General features: G+C 52.6%; 12 protein-coding genes and 2 tRNA genes. 8 read left to right on the plus strand and 6 right to left on the minus strand.

Annotation, left to right across the window (positions count from 1 at the left end; translation table 11 throughout):
- Positions 1-129: 129 nt before the first annotated feature.
- The 3 genes from HY774_29035 to HY774_29045 form a co-directional block, all read right to left on the minus strand.
- Positions 130-1791, minus strand: a complete 1662-nt coding sequence (locus tag HY774_29035) for an IPT/TIG domain-containing protein (GenBank protein MBI4752557.1) — start codon at positions 1789-1791, stop codon at positions 130-132.
- A 540-nt stretch (positions 1792-2331) separates the two neighbouring features.
- The gene (locus HY774_29040) at positions 2332-3741 is read right to left on the minus strand and encodes a DUF1501 domain-containing protein (protein ID MBI4752558.1); all 1410 of its coding nucleotides are present in this window, start codon (positions 3739-3741) and stop codon (positions 2332-2334) included.
- Positions 3742-3767: 26 nt separating this feature from the next.
- Positions 3768-5723: a DUF1553 domain-containing protein gene (locus tag HY774_29045; protein ID MBI4752559.1), complete on the minus strand. Its 1956-nt coding sequence runs from the start codon at positions 5721-5723 to the stop codon at positions 3768-3770.
- Positions 5724-5971: 248 nt separating this feature from the next.
- On the opposite strand from HY774_29045, the gene HY774_29050 reads away from it, so the two are divergent.
- Entirely contained in the window at positions 5972-6802 is an 831-nt protein-coding gene (locus tag HY774_29050; protein ID MBI4752560.1) for a metallophosphoesterase, read from the plus strand.
- 445 nt (positions 6803-7247) lie between these two features.
- Here the strand turns inward: HY774_29050 and rlmN are convergent, their stop codons facing one another.
- On the minus strand, positions 7248-8387 hold the full coding sequence (gene rlmN / locus HY774_29055) for a 23S rRNA (adenine(2503)-C(2))-methyltransferase RlmN (GenBank protein MBI4752561.1): 1140 nt from the start codon (positions 8385-8387) through the stop codon (positions 7248-7250).
- 191 nt (positions 8388-8578) lie between these two features.
- On the opposite strand from rlmN, the gene HY774_29060 reads away from it, so the two are divergent.
- A complete protein-coding gene (locus HY774_29060) occupies positions 8579-9817 on the plus strand; it encodes a GNAT family N-acetyltransferase (GenBank protein ID MBI4752562.1) in 1239 nt (412 codons plus the stop codon).
- Positions 9818-9970: 153 nt separating this feature from the next.
- Positions 9971-10141: a hypothetical protein gene (locus HY774_29065; protein ID MBI4752563.1), complete on the plus strand. Its 171-nt coding sequence runs from the start codon at positions 9971-9973 to the stop codon at positions 10139-10141.
- Between the two features lie 93 nt (positions 10142-10234).
- Here the strand turns inward: HY774_29065 and HY774_29070 are convergent, their stop codons facing one another.
- Positions 10235-12967 carry a hypothetical protein gene (locus HY774_29070; protein ID MBI4752564.1) on the minus strand — a complete coding sequence of 911 codons (2733 nt, stop codon included), beginning with the start codon at positions 12965-12967 and terminating at the stop codon, positions 10235-10237.
- Positions 12968-13212: 245 nt separating this feature from the next.
- Positions 13213-13285 (minus strand) — tRNA-Lys (locus HY774_29075).
- A 232-nt stretch (positions 13286-13517) separates the two neighbouring features.
- On the opposite strand from HY774_29075, the gene HY774_29080 reads away from it, so the two are divergent.
- The 5 genes from HY774_29080 to tuf all read left to right on the plus strand — a co-directional run.
- Positions 13518-13590 (plus strand) — tRNA-Thr (locus HY774_29080).
- Positions 13591-14409: 819 nt separating this feature from the next.
- Positions 14410-14844: a 30S ribosomal protein S12 gene (locus HY774_29085; GenBank protein ID MBI4752565.1), complete on the plus strand. Its 435-nt coding sequence runs from the start codon at positions 14410-14412 to the stop codon at positions 14842-14844.
- An 86-nt stretch (positions 14845-14930) separates the two neighbouring features.
- Positions 14931-15404 carry a 30S ribosomal protein S7 gene (gene rpsG, locus HY774_29090; GenBank protein MBI4752566.1) on the plus strand — a complete coding sequence of 158 codons (474 nt, stop codon included), beginning with the start codon at positions 14931-14933 and terminating at the stop codon, positions 15402-15404.
- Positions 15405-15513: 109 nt separating this feature from the next.
- Positions 15514-17625 carry an elongation factor G gene (gene fusA / locus HY774_29095; GenBank protein ID MBI4752567.1) on the plus strand — a complete coding sequence of 704 codons (2112 nt, stop codon included), beginning with the start codon at positions 15514-15516 and terminating at the stop codon, positions 17623-17625.
- 101 nt (positions 17626-17726) lie between these two features.
- On the plus strand, positions 17727-17867 hold a 141-nt coding region (tuf, locus tag HY774_29100; protein ID MBI4752568.1), incomplete at its 3' end, for an elongation factor Tu.

Genomic DNA, 17867 nt, shown 5'->3' on the forward strand with positions numbered 1-17867 from the left:
CTTCGAAGAACCCTGAACCCTGAACCCTGAACCCTGAACCCTGAACCCTGAACCCTGAACCCTGAACCCTGAACCCTGAACCCTGAACCCTGAACCCTGAACCCTGAACCCCGAACCCCGAACCCTGCCTTACTGCACGGTCAGCGTCACTTCGGCTGAGGTTGTGCCATCCGGGTTGCGAACACGCACTTTTCGGGCGCCCGCGGCCCCGGCTGGGAATTTCTTGACCTGGACTGAAGTTGCCTTCACCTTGGTTTTGGCGGTTGTGGTCACTCCATCAATTTGAACCACGGCGCCGGTTTGGAAGCCGCTGCCATTGATGACGAGCTTCTTCACCGTCGAATTGGCGGTAGCTGACGTGGGGGTGATGGATGAAATCACTGGTGCCGCCAGAATTCGGAAATTCGCATCGCTTTCATCCGAGACAATTGTATCGCCTTCCTGAACCGAAACCCGGATGCGAGCCTGTTCGGAGGTCGTTCCGGCGGGAACGGCAAAGGCAAACGACATGGCGGAAGAGGCCAGCCCGGTTGCCACCTGGGTGCCGTAGGTCGCGCCGCCATCCACTGAAAGTTCAATGCTTTGCACTGCGGTTGAGTCAGTCACCACGTCCCAGGTGATGTTAAATGGAAGGCCGCCGGCGCTCAGGACTTCGTTGCCATTTGGGGCAATGACTTCGACCGTCGTGCCTGGATTGCCGCCTTCAAACGTAAAGGCATTGGCCTGGACCGCCTGTTGTCCATCTGGGTTGCGGACGATGACATCCACGCTTCCGGCTGAATTGGGTTGGGTTCGAACCTTGACTTCAGTGGCTGAAACCGAGACCGGAGTCAGTTCACGTGAGCCAAACGACACTGACAACCCCTGGACAAAATTGGTGCCGGTTAAGGTGACTTCCGTCCCGCCAGCCGTGGGGCCAAAGGTTGGGGTGATGCCGGTCAAGGTCGGTGCCAGTTGCGGTGCTTCGTAGGTAAAGCCACCTCTGAGCGTGCCCGAAAGGCCATCTGAATTTTTGACCACGACATCAACGGCACCAGCGGCGTGAGCCGGTGTGGTGACGCGGATGGTTTTGTTGTCCACAAAGGTGGTTTGGGCGGCGAGTCCATCAAACGTGGCCGAAATGCCATTGGCGAAATTGGTCCCCGAAATGGTGACTGACGTTCCGCCAACGGTTGTTCCACGGTTGGGAGTGAGGGTGGTGACGGTTGGTGGTTGAGCGGCAGCCGGGGCATTGACCTTGACACTGGTCGTGTAAATGCTGTCTCCGGAACTGGTTCCATCGCCATTGGCTGCATTGCCAGATGAATAAAAGGTAATTGCGCCAACATTGGAGGCTGGTGCGGTCCAATCAAACGTGAATGATGCTTGATTTGGTGTTCCACGCTGGGTTCCAGCACTGGTATGTTGAACGTAGGTGCGTTGCTTTCCACTTACCGAAGTACTGGTCTGCTGGGTCTGGCTGGGGCTGGTCAGCGTAAATGACCCGGCAAATGATCCATCATCGGTGAGACTGGTAGTCTGAAAGCCCCAGCGCTGACGACCATTTTGAGCCACCGTGACCGTCACCGAATATTTGGTACCTGGGGTATAACTGGCCGGAAGTCCCGTGATTGACAGTCGTCCACCGCCGGAATTGGGTGAGCCTCCGTGACAGTTGGTGCAGTTTAATTCACCTGGTGCTCCGGTTCGACCGGCTGGTGGCCCTGAGGAAAAAGCATAGGCCACGGCGGACCAGCCCAGAAGAAAAACACCGATACACAACAGTTTTAAGTTCCGCTGGAATGAGCGCATAACAATATTCACCTTTAATAAAATTGCCCTGGGGGTAATGAGGAGGTGCGATTCTGAGGTTGAATCAACGCCGAAGCCTACCATTACTCTGTCCAGTGGCAAATAAATCCTGCCCGACCGGTTGCATATTGATGACAAGCGGTTTCAATTCAGAGTTCAGGGTTCAGGGTTCAGGGTTCAGGGTTCAGGGTTCAGGGTTCAGGGTTCAGGGTTCAGGGTTCAGGGTTCAGGGTTCAGGGTTCAGGGTTTTCGAAGACAATTCTGATTGTCCTTTATGTCCCTTTCATCCCTGAACCCCGAATGCGCCAGAGACAAAAATGGCACAAAGCGGCAGGTGAATCCGACCAAACCCAAACCTCTTTGTGCCCTATTTAGCGAGTAGTGAGTGGCGAGTAGTGAGTAGTCAGAAAAAGCTTGAAAAGTTAAGTGAATGAGAAATTTAACTTTGGGGGCTATGAAATACTCAAAGGTCAAAGCGTGAACTTAACTTGAGATGGATTGACTAACTCGCTACTCGCTACTCGCTACTCGCTCTTAAACTTAAAACCAGAGTTCCTGAATGGGGGCGTATCCGCCATCCTTGGCATAGGGGACGTACTCAAACCCACGGTTGAACGGATCGTTGGTCAATACCTTGGTGTAATCAATGCCCAGGGCTGAGTAGATGGACGAGAACACATCTTCAGGCCGAATCAACATATCCCGTGACCAGCCATATTCGATGGTCCCAGCACCCGTGTCATCAGTCTTTCCGATCACCGTTCCGCCCTTCACGCCACCACCGGCAAACAGTGCCGACATTTGCATATAGTGGTCACGACCGGCCTGATTGTTGAGTGCGCCTGGGGTTCGCCCAAATTCACCCATCACCACCACCAGTGTTTCATCCAGGAGGGACTTTCCGCTCTTGCTGGTGCTGGTGGCCAGGTCGGTCAGCAGGTTGGCCAGGCCGGCATCCAGGGCGCGAGCCATGGTGTAAATGCCGCCGTTGGTGTTGTAGATATTCTGGTGATGGTCCCAGTTTCCAAAGTTGATTTGAATAAAATGGGCGCCGCTGTCGGATTGCAAAATATTTCGCGCGACGACACAGGAATTACCAAACCCATTGTTTCCATAGCGTTGCGAGTCATCAGATCCGAAGGTGAAGACCTTCTGGACTTCGGGGTTATACATCATTTCCCGAGCCTGATTGTACGTTGTTGCCATCGTGCTCGGGCCCGAGCCAAACGGCGCCGGGTTCGCCCGCAATGAGGCATCCATTGATTGAAGCGCCGCATACCGTTGTTTAAACAGGTCTTCGCCTTCCGGATGGGTGGCATTGGTGAGCCCGGTGGCGCTTGCTGTCACCACAAACGGTGCAAATTCCGGTGCGAAATAGCCTTGCTGCTGGAGTGCCCCATTGGTGTTGAGCGCAATGAATCCTGGGAGTTTCTGGGTTGAGGTTCGGCGGCTTTCATATTCGTAAGCCACCACGGCACCGATATTTGGCGCAATCTTGGACAGGCCGCTCGCTGGATTGCGTCCAATTTCGGACCACACTTGTGCCAGTTGGTGAACCAGTGCCCAGGCATTCATTGACCGCACAATCCCAACTTTGTTGAGTTGATCGGCCATTTTTGGCATCAATCCAACCGGCCAGCGGATTCCACTCACCGTCGTTGGCTGAAAATCCTTGGGCATCCAGGCGCCTTCTTTGAGGTCAAAAGTGTCCAGATGGCTCGGAGCACCTGTCAAGTGAATGAAGATGCAATTTTTCGCGGTGTTGATCAGCGTTGGGGATGACTGAGCGACCACTTCCAGCGGCGTTGTAACCTGACTGAGGAAAAAACCGGTAACTCCAAGTCCGGCCAGTTTGAAAAACTCCCGGCGGCTAAAATCAACCCCGGAGTTGACGTTCTGGTAGTGGACCGGTGCGTTGTTTTGAAGATTCTGAATTTCCTTGCGAGACATAAAATGTTCCTCCTTCCACTGCCACGTCAGTAGTTGTACAAAAAGTCAATTTTGTTGACGAGCACCCACATCAAATCCTGGGCACCTTGATTGCGGTCGCGCTGAAACATGGCGACCGCCTGTTCCTGCTCAGCCGTCGTCGGTTTGCGGCCCAGAACTGTCAGGAAGATGTTGTCCACATACGTTTTGACATCATCTACCCTCTGGCTGGCGAGCGTGCCGTTGATCGCGCTCTGGCGAATGCGATTGGTGACAGCGGGGCTGTTCATCAGTGCCAGACTTTGCAGAATGGAAGGTGTGTTGCTCCGGGGTAACTGGTCTCGATCACCACGGCCAAACGTGTCGAGGAACATTCGGGCCTGCAGGGCATCCTGGGTATAGGGGCGACCCCGGACGGGAACTGGTTCAAAGGTGTCAGGCAGTTGCATTGCCCACTGGATGGAGCCGGTGTAGTACTGAATGTTGAAGGTTGGGAACACGCCCGTGGCGCGTGAAATCGCGTCGTACATTTCTTCAGAATCGAGGCGACGGACTAGCTTGCGGGCGAAATACGGGGTGTATTCTTCTTTCCATTCGCCTGCAAATTTTGAGGACAACTGATAGGCACTCGATTTGGTGATTGACCGCATCGTGGTCTGGAGGTTATAGCCGCTGGCAATAAATTCATCAGCCAGTTTTTCCAGCAGTTCTGGATTGGAGGGTTGGAGCGTCCAGGGTTCAGCCGGTGGATTTTTGGGATCAAGTCGGGCCAGATCAAAATTGGTTGGCGGATCAACAATTCCCAGGCCGAAGAAGTGGGCCCAGAGATAATTGACCGTGGCGCGGGCAAATTGCCGGTCTTTGGTCAACATCCGGACAAAGGCAACTCGATAATTTTCACCTGGTCCAGGTCGCTCGCCGGTAAACAGATATTGCGGGGTGACAACTGATCTCCCATCAACCGGTGCGCGGGGTGTTCGGTTGCCGGAATCAGTGTTGAGTTCATAATCTCCGCCACGCAATTCAGACACATCAAAGCTGCGAATCACAGGCTCAGTACTTTCGATGCGTGGTCGAAATGCCATTCGCGAAAAGAAGGCCGCCATTCCCCATGCCTGCTCGCGTTTGGTGTTGGTCGCCCAGACATTGAGTGCGTTGAGGTGACCTTCACCGTTGTGGCACAGCAGGCAATCCATGGTCTCAATCCCTAAAAAGCGGGTGCTGGCCTGAACCGCCGCCGTGTCGTAGGTGTCCTGGCGGGGGCCCATTGGAGTTGCCGCTCCGACCAGGTAATTCACGTACCCGGCATCAGCGCTGAAGTTATTTCCTGACCCAGCAATCAACGCCGTCACAAACTGGTCATAAGGCATGTTGCGCTCAATGGCATATTTGATCGCATAGTAGAATGCGTTGCGGCCCTGAGCGTAGCGCACGACATTCGATGACCGGGCTGAATTTTTCAGCAAATCACCCATCCACATCGTCCATCGGTCAACATATTCAGGCGTCCCGATCAATGAATCAACCAGCCGGTCACGCTTGGTCGGCGATTGATCCGCCGCAAACTGGCGAATCTGATCTGCCGTTGGAATGCGACCGGTCAGGTCAAGCGTCACCCGGCGGATAAATTCCTCGTCGGTTGACAGTCCGGCGGATGGGACTTTATCGCGTTCCATTTTGCCAAAGACTTCTTCGTCAATGTAGTTGCGACGGGTGACGGCTTTGGTTTGGGGCGCCGTGGTGGCCAGACGGGTTTCAACCCATTCCGTACTGCCGGAAAGCTCGCGAATATGAGCTTTCGGATTGCCCAACACGTCCGGATCGGTCAGAAATGAACAGTCACCTCGGGCGGTGCCAGTTCGGACAATATCGGTCTCCGGGAAGTCAAAAGTGTCGGGCTTTTTCGATTTCTGCCCACCTGTCGCGGGGATAACGAAGGTGGTTGTGGCTGTAATCACCATCAGACAGCACACAACGAGCAGTTTTAAAGAGGACTTGCGCATACAACCTCCCTCAAGGCTTTGTCGAGAAAAGCGAATCTGTAAGGATGTGAAGTTTTGGGGATTTGAACTTCAGGGACTGAGTGCCGCTTAAGAGTTCATCCTGAAATAAAAAGTTTGGGAAAGTTTTGCAATTTCTGAGTTCCGGGAAAATAGCGAAAGGACAAAAAGAACTGAGGCGACAAAAAGGACAAAAATGATCAACGCATAAGTCCCACATTGTGAAAGAGAAAAGGTGAACAGAGGGTTTTATGAGTTCTGATCCTATCCGCCAACCCCCAACCCCCAACCCCCAATCTTCCCGGCGCCGCCGTTGTGTGCTGGGAGTGATCGTGGTGCTTGGCATCATCGGTGCGCTTGATGCCTTTTTGATCGAGCCCAACTGGATTGAAATCACCCGTCATCACGTTCGGTTTGGCTTGTCGAAACCGCTGAAAATTGCGCACTTGACCGATGTCCATACCACGGGGCTCCACTGGCGCGAACGAAAGTTGCTGGAACTGTTACAGGCAGAAAGCCCGGATCTGATTGTGCTCACTGGAGATACATTGGGTGATGGCTTTAGATATCAGGAAGCCGCCGAAGTCCTTCAACGGTTGCACGCCCCACTTGGTGTGTGGCTGGTCCGAGGCAACTGGGAATATTTCCGACCCGTGCCCAATGACCGTGCCTTTTACGATTCGGTCGGAATCAAGCTCCTGGTCAATGAATCAGCCAGACTCACCGACGAAGTCTGGCTGGGAGGCTTTGATGATGCCGTGATGGGGCGTCCACGAACGGATGCCGTTTTTCCGGAATCTTCATCGGGCAAAGTCTTGCGGCTGGCCTTATTTCACTCACCAATTTTTTATGAGCAGATTGCCGGGAAATGTGATCTGGCACTGGCCGGACATACCCATGGCGGACAGGTCTATCTTCCACTGTACGGCCCACTCTGGCTGCCTCGTGGATGTGGAAATTATTTGGGAGGCTGGTACAAACGGGAAAACTCGCAAATGTATGTGAGTCGTGGAGTTGGAACCTCATTGATTGAAGTCCGCTTTTTGTGCCGCCCCGAACTTGCCATCATTACGGTTGAATGAAGAAACCATTTAGTGGTTAGTGGCTAGTGATTAGTGGTTAGAAATCAATGCTTTCGAAGAAAAACCAAGAACCAAAAACTAACCACTAAGGGAGCGTTAAAAAATAAGTTCCTGGGGCGCGTTCTGCCACGTCCAGGTTTTGGTCTTGCACCGCGAAGCGGTGCCGTTCGGAGAGGGAGGTCGGTTGGCCGCTTTGGGCCTACCACCGGATCCAAAGGCCACCCCTTGTTGCTCCCGCCCCGCAGGGGGCGCGGGCGAAGTGGGGAGCACTGGAGAGGACGAACCTGTTCCCGGTGGTAGCTCACAAAGCTTCGCAACCACCGGCTATCCGAACGGCAGCCCTCCGGGATGCTCAATCCAAATGCCTGATTCCCAAACGAAAACGGGAAATTGATTTTTTACAGTCCCTAACCACTAACCACTAACCACTTTCTTCATTTTTCACTCAAAACTTATAAATCACCCGCTGGCTTTCGTGCGTGGCGGCGAGTTGTCCACAGGCGGCAGTGATGTCACGACCACGTGGGCGACGGATAAATACTGGAAGATCTTTTTGTTTCAGAATGGATTGAAAGGCCAGGACACGGGCTTCGGTTGAAGGTTGATAGGGAAGCTCTGGTGCCGGGTTATGCGGAATCAGGTTGAGTTTGACGGCATTGCGTGCTCGAAGCCGGGTCGTCAGTTTCAAAATCTGATGGGCGTGCTCGTCGTGGTCATTGATTCCATCAAGCATCACGTATTCAAAGGTCATTTTTTCACCCAGAGCGAGTGGAAACGCTTCGCACGCCTGCATCAGGTCAGCGAGCGGGTAGCGGCGATTGATCGGCATCAACTGATTTCGAAGGTCATCGGTTGGGGCTGAGAGCGAGATGGCCAGTCGTGGGCGGTTGGGTTCCTGGCCAAAATCAACAATTCGCGGAACAATGCCGGCGGTCGAAACGGTGACGTGGCTGGGGCGAATTTCAAGTCCGTCAGCGTCTCCCATAAGCTGAATGGCCTGCATGACGTTCGCATAATTCAAAAACGGTTCACCCATGCCCATAAACACCAGATTGATTGGTGGGAGTTTGGCTATCTGGGGTGGGTGTTCTGCCTGGAGTCGTTCCAGCTCGCTTCTCAGAACATACACGACCTGACCGACGATTTCACCAACGGTCAAATTGCGTTTGAGACCAATCTGGGCGGTAAGACAAAAATCACAGGCGAGCGGACAGCCAGCCTGCGACGAAAGACAGATGGTTGACCGGCGGGCTTCAGGGATCCAGACAGCTTCAATGGCTTCGTTTCCATTGACGTTGAAGAGGTAGCGCCGCGTGCCGTCCGATGAGTTAAAGGTTTGCGCCAGCGTCACAGTATCAATGGTGAAGTTTGGGGCCAGTTTTTCGCGCAACGACTTCGGAAGTTCATGAATGTCTTCAATTGAACCCGCCATCCGCTTATACAGTGCCCGAAAAGCTTGTTTGGCTCGAAAAGCCGGTTCGCCATAGGCTGCGAGAGTTGTGGCCAGTTCGGTTCGGTCCAGGCCAATCAGCGAAGGTCGGGCAGTTTGGGATTGGTTTTCGTCGCGGGAAACAACAGATGCCACAGGGAAGTCTCCTTACACTTTTACAGTTTGGGTTAATCAGTCATTGTGAGAGCATTGATTTTGAACGACAAGCCATTCACGTGGATTCGAGCATTGCCTTCAGTCAATAATTCATTTTAAAAATGGTCTCAACTACTGCCATCAAATGGTTTTTCAACCCCAAACCCCAAGCCCCAAGCCCTAAGATTTCTATGATTTACATCAAACATGTTCAAACTCCTGCCGACGTGGAACAGGCGCGTCTTTTATTTGAAGAATATGGCAACACACGCCCTGGTGACCCCGCGTTGGCGGCCCTGGCCTCGGAAATTACCAGTCTTCCGGGTGAATATGCGCCTCCAGGTGGCAGTTTGCTGCTTGCCATGGATGAGGAAACTGTGGCGGGATGTGTCGCCGTGCGAAGGTGGGCGGCTGGAATTGCTGAAATGAAGCGCCTGTTTGTCCGGCCTGGATTTCGAGGGAAGCGTGTTGGCTATCAACTGGCGATGGCGATTCTTGAGGAGGCCCGACGATTGGGACACCGTCGTCTCCGGCTTGACACAATTCCGGGAATGGACGAGGCCCAGGCCCTCTATCGGCAACTGGGGTTCCAGGAAATCCCGGCCTATCGCTATAACCCCAATGAACACACAAAGTTTTTTGAAATCCCCCTGACCGGTGAGCCTCGGGAGACACACAAACCTGCCGCTCGTGAAAAACTGGAAATCGGCATCATCGGAGATTTTCAGCCGGGCTATCGAAAGCACGAAACGACGTCCATGGCCATTCTTGAAGCGGCTCAGGCGCTTGGCGTGAAGCTTAACCTGACCTGGTTTGGCACAAACGACCTGGCAGTGGCTGAAAAGCGGATTGACCTGGCGGGCTGTGATGGAATTTGTGCCGCTCCGAGCAGTCCTTATCGAAATCTGGAAGGCGGTTTGGCGGCCATTCAACTGGCTCGGGAAGCCAAAATTCCGTTTCTGGCCACCTGTGGCGGTTTTCAGCATACGTTACTGGAATTTGCCCGCCATGTCGCCCATCTGAAACAGGCCGAATCCGGCGAATACAACCCGGAAGCCGACGTCCTTTTGCTCAACCTTTCAGCCTGTTCACCTGTGGATGGGAGCTTCAGACTTTCGGGAAAAAAGGAAATCCGTTTCTCACCGCACGCCAGAGTGGCCAAAATCTATGGTCAGCTTGAAGTGGAAGAGGAATTCGCCTGTAACTATGAATTAAATCAACAGTTTCAGGAGCAACTGGTCAATGCGGGATTGAAAGTGACCGGAACAACTGAAGGCGGAGAAGCCAGAGTGGTTGAATTGATCGAGCATCCATTTTTTGTGGCGACGGCCTACCTGCCGCAATGGTCATCGAGTGAGGGCTCACCGAACCCGCTTTTTACTGCGTTTCTGAACGCTGCACGAATGACCTTCCTTTTGAAGGAGGAATGAAGAAAAGACTTGGTGCTTTGGAACCAATATCTTCCAAGCCCCAAGAACCAAAGAGTGGTTCGTGGTGCCAGTTAAGAGTTGAAAAAAAGACTGGTTTTGAATCCGTGAAGCGGGTGACAGTCTTCAAGCCTCGGGTGGAATGAGCGTCAGCGAATGGAATCCGTGGCGTTCATTACCGGTCAGCCTGGCCTGGGCGACGGCGGAATTCATCGCTACCGATTTTGTTTTCCACGGATTCCGTTGCGCTCCACCCGAGGCTTTAACTCTTTCGCCCAGTTCCTGGGTTGCCCCCCCAAAACCGCTTCAACTCTTAACTGGCATTAGTGGTTAGAAATCAATACTTTCGAAGAAGCCCCAAGCCCCAAGCCCCAAGCCCCAAGCCCCAAGCCCCAAGCCCCAAGCCTTAAGCCCCAGGAACTACCGGTTCTGCGGGTCGCCAAACTGGTCAGTGCCAAACGTCCCAAGTCCCCGCAAGGTAAACGAAAACGTCAATTGTCCTGAAGTTGCCACCCCGGTGTTGATACTTCGATAGTTGAGTTCGATGCTGGCACAGCGAAACGCATATCCGACATAGCCGCCGGACCGGATCAACCCATTGCGTCGAAACTGGTTGGCGTCAAGGTTGAAGGCTTTTGAAAAGTCATAGGAAATATTAAACCCGCTATAGAGTCCTCGCGTGTCATTCCCCACATCAATCGCACTGATAATCTGATTGCCAGCAAATGTGCCCGGTTCAAACTGATTGGGAAGGAATTCCAGGCGATTACTATAGTACCACCGCTGTTGGAGTCGGAAATTCGGACGTGAAACTCCGGCGGCGACCCCAAACCCGCGAACCTGGTTTTCACGGGTGTCATAGTCAAGCCGCACATCGGCAAACATTGATGACATTGGCGAATAGCGAACCTTGAGATTGAGCGGGGAAAACCGCCGGATCTGTCCGCCGTAATTAAATCCGCTCAGACTTTGAATTGGAACAATTTGATTGCGTTCGCCTTCAACCAGCGCGCCGCCAAACGTCGGGTCAAAAAAGTATTTCTGGGTCAGCGCAATACTCAGGATTTCTCGGGCTTGCAGGTATTGTTCATTTTTTCCTTGGTTACCTGATTTGCCAGCCGATGCTTGTCCGGAATCAGCTTTTTCGTCGTCATCTTCTGTTTGGAGCGCGGTTTTGTCATCAGTTGCCGATTTGTCTTTCTTGCCTTCCTTTTTGTCTTTCTTCCCACCCAATCGCCGTGGAACCAGAAACCGATTGACCAGCGCATATTCCAGTTCGTTTGTATTGGTAAAGGTATCAAGCACATCAAACCGCAATGTTCGGCCAAAATCGTCAATCCCGGCCACGCGTCGGTAGGTCAGGTAGGGTTCGATCACGTGTTTCATGCGTGGTTTGCCTTCATCGGTGTAAAAAATCTTTTCCAATGCCGGAGGACGGATATCGAGTGAAAAATCAACGAAGTTTCGGAAAAGTGATCTGCCGCTGGTACCGAGGTTACTTACCGGCGTGCCAGGTTTGGCGCGGCCAGCTTCAAAAATCGGAAATGATGTTTCGGCTCGCGGGGTGAGCGCTGTTTTGGGATCAAAGGTATTGCTGTAATAAGTTGATCGAACCGCCACACTCGGCGTAATCGCCCATCCGGCAAAACTGGCAAAGGGGAAGGTCAGTTTTGGCTGGGCGTCGAGGCGCTGGACAAACGTGGGGGTTTCAAAGGTGACCCCAGAATTGATGGTTTCTTCGCGGCGCAATCCCGACAGACTGGCTTCCCCACTGAAGTAGATGGGCAAGTCTTTCAACGGTGTCGGAAAAACTGAAAATTCAAAACTGGGAATGTGCCGGATGTTGACGTCAACCGCCTGAGTTCGGCCATCCGCGATTGGGACGCTGACCCGAGTGGTGCGCGATTCAGCCAGGGCATTAAATGTAAAATTGCGAAAATTATTGTTGAGATACAGTTGCGACCGCTTTTCCGGGTTGAAGGCTTCTTCAACGTCATTGGCAAAAATGGACCGGAAATCAAGGTTGCTGGTGAAGTTGATGTCCACCACCCCCAGAAACCCACGTGGAAAGTGTTGCACACCCTGGGCAAAAAAGAGCGTTCCCCCCTGGTCTGGGGTTGATTCGCTTTCTTTTTCACCGAGCACGCGGTCAAAGACCGTGTAGGAACCAGCTTTGATATAAGAATCATCACTCGTTCGGGCTCGAAACGTGGCGCCGACACCAAACCCGCGTTCGGTGTACACATCACCGCGTAAAAGGACATCCGCACTGTCGCCGAGCGTTTGATAATAAGTGTTTCGGAAAAAGCGCCCGGTATTGGTAGCCGAGCCGGTGCTTGGAATCAAAAAGCCGGATTGGCGCTGGCGGCGATTGATCGGAAGTGAAATGAAGGGAAAGTAGAAGATCGGTACGCCGCGAATTCGAAACAGGCTGTTGCGCGAGGTAATGCGTTTATTGACCGTGATGTCCGTTTTTCCCGAGGAAATCGTCCAGAGTGGAACCGCATCTTCACAGCAGGATGTAACCCGTGCGTTATAAAGCACATACGTGTCAAATCCGGTTTTATCCACCCGGTCAGCGACAAATTCAATCAGCGTGCCGTCCTTGTTTTGATCGGTGTAGCCGGTGGCATCCACAAAGGTGCCTTTTTTGGTGCGGATGTTGAGTTCAGCCTGGGTAGCCGTAATGCGCTGGCGCGGTGCCGGATCATACACCACGTTGCCGGTTGCCACCGCATCGCCGGTTTTTTCATTGTAGACAGCGTGGTCAGCCTGCAGTCGCGAGCCCTGATAGTAGATATTGACGTAGCCATCCGCCGTGTAGATGTCGCCATCCTTGCGTTGTTCATCGGCTTCAAGCAATACCTGTTGCTCGTCACCAGGTTGCGGCGCCGTAATCGGTGCCTCTTTTTCCTGGGGAGCCGCCAGTTGCCGACGCTGTTTCCGTTTTTCTTTCTCAGTGGTTGAATCGGGTTTGGCGTCGCCTTCAACCGGAATCTCAACCGGGAGAACCGGAGAAGTGATTTTCGTTTTTTCACCCGGCTGCGATTGAGGTTCGCTCGGGGGTGCCGGAGGAGACTGCCCGAAAACGTTTGAAATCACGAGGAAGCCGGCCAGAACACAGCAGACAACCCTGGAAATATGAGCGGACATCCTCCGCAAAAAATAGCCGTAAACAGAAAGTGGTGACGCCATGTGATTGAAAAAGAAAGCGATAAAGGGTGGAAAACCAACTGTGTGCTGAATCAAACCCGCGGATTATAGTGATTTAAGGGAAAAGATCAAAGGCAGGGGAGGGAAGCCGTTGTGATCAAATGAAGAGTCATCAAGAAATAAAGCCACAAAAACACCAAAGGCTGCCAGCAATGCTGACAGCCTTTGGTGTTTTTCCTTTGGGATGAGCCGTGTAGGACTCGAACCTACGACCCACTGGTTAAAAGCCAGTTGCTCTACCTCCTGAGCTAACGGCCCGCAAGAAACGTGTAGAAGTTGGCCAGTATAGGAATCATCCCTGGGCTCGTCAAGCCACTTTTTGAAAGTTTTTCCCAGATTCTTTCTCAGATTGTTGATTTACAACGATTTATTGCCGTGTCGCCAAGGTGAGAACCCGATTTGAGCACCCGTCGGCAAATTCTTTCTGAGAAGGGACTTGACAGTCGTGCTATACTGCGCGTTCACTTTTTAATACACCTGCCTGCAGTAAGCCGACTTAGCTCAGTTGGTAGAGCGACTGATTCGTAATCAGTAGGTCACCGGTTCAAGTCCGGTAGTCGGCTTCATTCCTTTTCCCCTATTCCCCATCTCTCCAATTCTTGTTTACAAGGTGATGTGTTTGGGAGTCATTGCCTCGTCGCTAGTTTTTTGTGGCCTGAAATGTCTGGCAAGTTGAAGTGAAAGAAGTGAAGGCGTGGTCGAGAGATATCGTGCCGGTTTCTGTATTCAGGCAAGGAATACACCTGACAGCACATCATTTTCTAATAATGCCCTCAGAATGAAGAATCTGCTTCAAATGCTTCACATTGAAGAATTTTCTTTCCCTGTCCCGGAAAAAATCTAAAAAAAGTCGTTGACAGACCTGCCCTTGATACTTACACTTGCCGTTTCGTCAAGCGCCCAGAATTCTCCTGGGAGTCAGTACTCAACTCAGTTCTGAGATGCAGAGGTACTCACACGAAACCCAATCCTTCGGGAAGCGGCTTCCGGTGGCGAAGTGTTCATTGAAGGTAACTTATTGTGGCGTAAAACAGATGCGGTATCCACACGTCATCTGGCACCTGTAAAGCAAACGATCTTCGTTCCCGCTTTCCCTTCAATTAAAGCTTGACTCAAGCTTCCATTTACGCACGCCACAGAAAAACCTGGCGTTGGGGACGCCTCCATAGCATCTGCATCTGGCCTCCGTGCTTTCAGAACATCCCCAAACCACAATTGAACTCAGTTTATCGAAAGAGAACTGGCTTGGCAGCCAAGGGCGACCTATTGCCTTGTGTCGCTATTGGATGCCGTGAGCCTCAGGCAAAGCATTGACCAGGGAGCAGTTCCTGTTCTTCTGGTGTTGGAATTTATTTTGTTGTGTGTTCTAAGGAGACGTTCGCGTGCCTACCATTAATCAACTGGTTCGAAAAGGTCGTTCACAAGTTAAATACAAAACCAGCAGCCCTGCGCTGCAAGGCTGCCCGCAAAAGCGCGGTGTGTGCACCCGCGTGTACACGCAAACGCCAAAGAAACCAAACTCAGCTTTGCGGAAAGTTGCCCGTGTCCGTCTGACCAATGGAATCGAAGTCACGACCTACATTCCCGGGATTAGCCACAACCTGCAGGAACACTCAATCGTGTTGATTCGCGGCGGTCGTGTGAAGGACCTCCCCGGTGTGCGCTATCACGTGGTGCGTGGAACGTTGGACTCCGACGGCGTCAAGAACCGGATGCAGGGCCGTTCAAAATACGGGGCCAAGCGTCCGAAGGAAGGCGCCAAGGGTGCCGCCGGCAAAGGCGCACCAGTCAAGGGCGGACCAGCCAAGAAGAAGTAGGCGTGCACGCTGTACGAGTTTGTGTTGGCCAAATCCAGACCGGGTTTGGAGTTTAATCTTGAGGAATTCAGTAGAAGAAGAAGCATATGCCAAGACGAAGAGTAGCTGAGCGACGTGAGGTTCTACCTGATCCAGTGTACAACAGCGAGATGGTAACCAAGTTTATCAACGGCCTGATGTGGCAAGGAAAAAAGTCGGTTGCTGAGAAGATTTTCTACAGCGCGCTTGAGGACGTTCGCCAAAAGACTGGCGATGACCCGCTCAAGGTCTTCAAAAAGGCACTCGACAACGTCCGCCCACGGGTTGAAGTCCGATCACGCCGCGTTGGCGGTGCAACCTACCAGGTGCCGGTCGAAGTTGACCAGCGCCGACGTGGAACGGCTCTCGCGATCCGCTGGCTGGTGAATTATTCTCGCTCCCGCGGCGAAAAGACGATGATGGGTCGCCTCTCGGGCGAACTGCTCGAAGCTTCAAATGGCCGTGGAAATGCCGTCAAGAAGCGTGAGGAAACCCACCGTATGGCCGAAGCCAACAAGGCATTTGCCCATTACCGGTGGTAATCCCAAGTCTAACCCTTTTGGACATTGAGTTTTGGAGGCCACCACCTCGACAACCCAACCTCATTCAAAGCTCGGTGGCTAGTATTGATCGAAGGCGAAATTCAAAGTTATGACTAAGCTAGTTCCGCTCAATCGTTTCCGCAACATCGGGATTATGGCGCACATTGACGCCGGCAAAACCACGACGACTGAGCGTATTTTGTACTACACCGGTGTCAATCACAAAATTGGAGAAGTCCACGACGGCGCTGCCACGATGGACTGGATGGTTCAGGAACAGGAACGGGGAATCACGATTACTTCAGCCGCAACGACCTGCTTTTGGCGGTTAGGTGGGGCACTCGAAGGCGATCAGTATCGCATTAATATTATTGATACTCCGGGCCACGTTGACTTCACCATCGAAGTTGAACGCTCCCTGCGCGTTCTCGACGGTGCTGTGGCCGTTTTTGATGCGGTGGCTGGTGTCCAGCCCCAGTCAGAAACCGTCTGGCGTCAGGCCAACAAATACGGCGTTCCCCGCATTGCATTCATTAATAAGATGGATCGTGCTGGTGCTGATTTCTACAAGAGTGTGGATTCAATCCGCACCCGGCTCAACGCCAGACCAGTGGCGATTCACCACCCAATGGGCGCTGAAGAAAACTTTGCCGGCGTGATTGATCTGATTGTGATGAAAGCGGTTACCTGGGATGAGGCCAACCGCGGTCAGAAGATGATTGTTTCAGACATCCCGGCGCAGTACGCCGACGAAGCTGCTGATGCGCGCGAAAAAATGATTGAGGCGCTGGCCGATGTTGATGATGTGATTGCTGAAAAGTACCTCGAAGGCGAGGAGCTGACGGAAGCCGAACTCTACGAAGCACTCCGACGCGAAGCCATTGCCATGAAGATTGTGCCCACGATTTGCGGCACGGCCTTCAAAAACAAAGGTGTTCAGTCTCTGCTGGATGCGGTAATTCGGTTTTTGCCCTCACCACTTGATATTCCAGCGGTTGAAGGCATTGTGCCCCGCACGGATGCGAATGAAACTCGCGAAGCCAACGACAATGCGCCGTTTTCAGGGCTGGTCTTCAAGATCATGGGTGACAAACACGTTGGTCAACTGGCGTTTGTCCGGATTTATTCTGGAACGCTCCAGTCTGGCTCATATGTGTTGAACTCAACCCGTGATTCGAAAGAACGCGTGGGCCGGGTTCTCAAAATGCACGCCAACAAGCGTGAAGAAGTTGATTCAGCCGGTGCTGGTGAAATCGTGGCCGTGGCCGGAATCAAGAATGTCACCACTGGCGATACGATTTGCGACGACAAGAAACCGATCATTCTGGAAGCCATGGAGTTCCCGGCGCCGGTGATCGAAGTCGCCATCGAACCCAAGACGCGCCAGGATCAGGATAAGCTTTCGATTGCTTTGGGCCGTCTGGCTCAGGAAGATCCTTCGTTCCGTGTCAAAGTTGACCCTGAAACCAATCAAACCCTGATTGCCGGGATGGGTGAGCTTCACCTGGAAATCATCGTTGACCGGTTGAAGCGTGAATTTGCCGTGGATGCCAACGTTGGACGTCCGCAGGTGGCGTATCGCGAAACAATTCGAATTGCCGCTGACGGAAACGGCGTGTTTAAGCGTCAGACCGGCGGTCGTGGTATGTACGGTCACGCCGAAATCAAAATGTATCCTGGTGAACCAGGTAGCGGCTTTGTGTTTGAAAACAAAGTCGTTGGTGGCTCAATCCCCCGCGAATACATCAAGCCAGTTGAAAACGGCATTATTGAAGCCATGGGCCGCGGTATCGTGGCTGGTTTCGAAATGGTTGATATTCGGGTTGAACTAGTTTTCGGGAGCTACCACGAAGTTGATTCAAACGAAATGGCCTTCAAAATTGCTGGTTCAATGGCCTTCCAGGATGCAGCCAAGAAAGCCAAGCCGGTTCTGCTCGAACCGATCATGTCAGTCGAAGTCGAAGCCCCTGAAGAATATATGGGTGCGATTACGGGTGACCTGAGCTCACGGCGTGGCCGGATTGAAAAAATGGATGAACGGCCAGGAACGAAGATCATCACCGCCGCGGTTCCGCTGGCAACCATGTTTGGATACTCGACCGATCTGCGTTCAGCGACTCAGGGACGCGCCATCTACACCATGCACTTCAAGTGTTATGAAGAAGCACCGAAGTCAGTGAGCGATGAAATCATTGCCCGGGTGAAGGGGACGGCTGCCTAACTCAATCTGAATGAAGAATATGGAGCGCTGGAAAACAGGTTCTGACGTTCCATTTTTAATCCTCTTACTTCAAAAATTTTCATTCGTCGGAGCAACAGACAATGGCAAAAGAGAAATTTGATCGCAGTAAGCCACATATCAATGTGGGAACAATTGGACACGTGGACCACGGAAAAACAACGTTGACGGCGGCGATCACGACCGTGTTGGCCAAGAGCAACACCAAGATCCAGGTGAAATCA

This window comes from Acidobacteriota bacterium (assembly GCA_016208495.1).
GTDB lineage: Bacteria > Acidobacteriota > Blastocatellia > Chloracidobacteriales > Chloracidobacteriaceae > JACQXX01.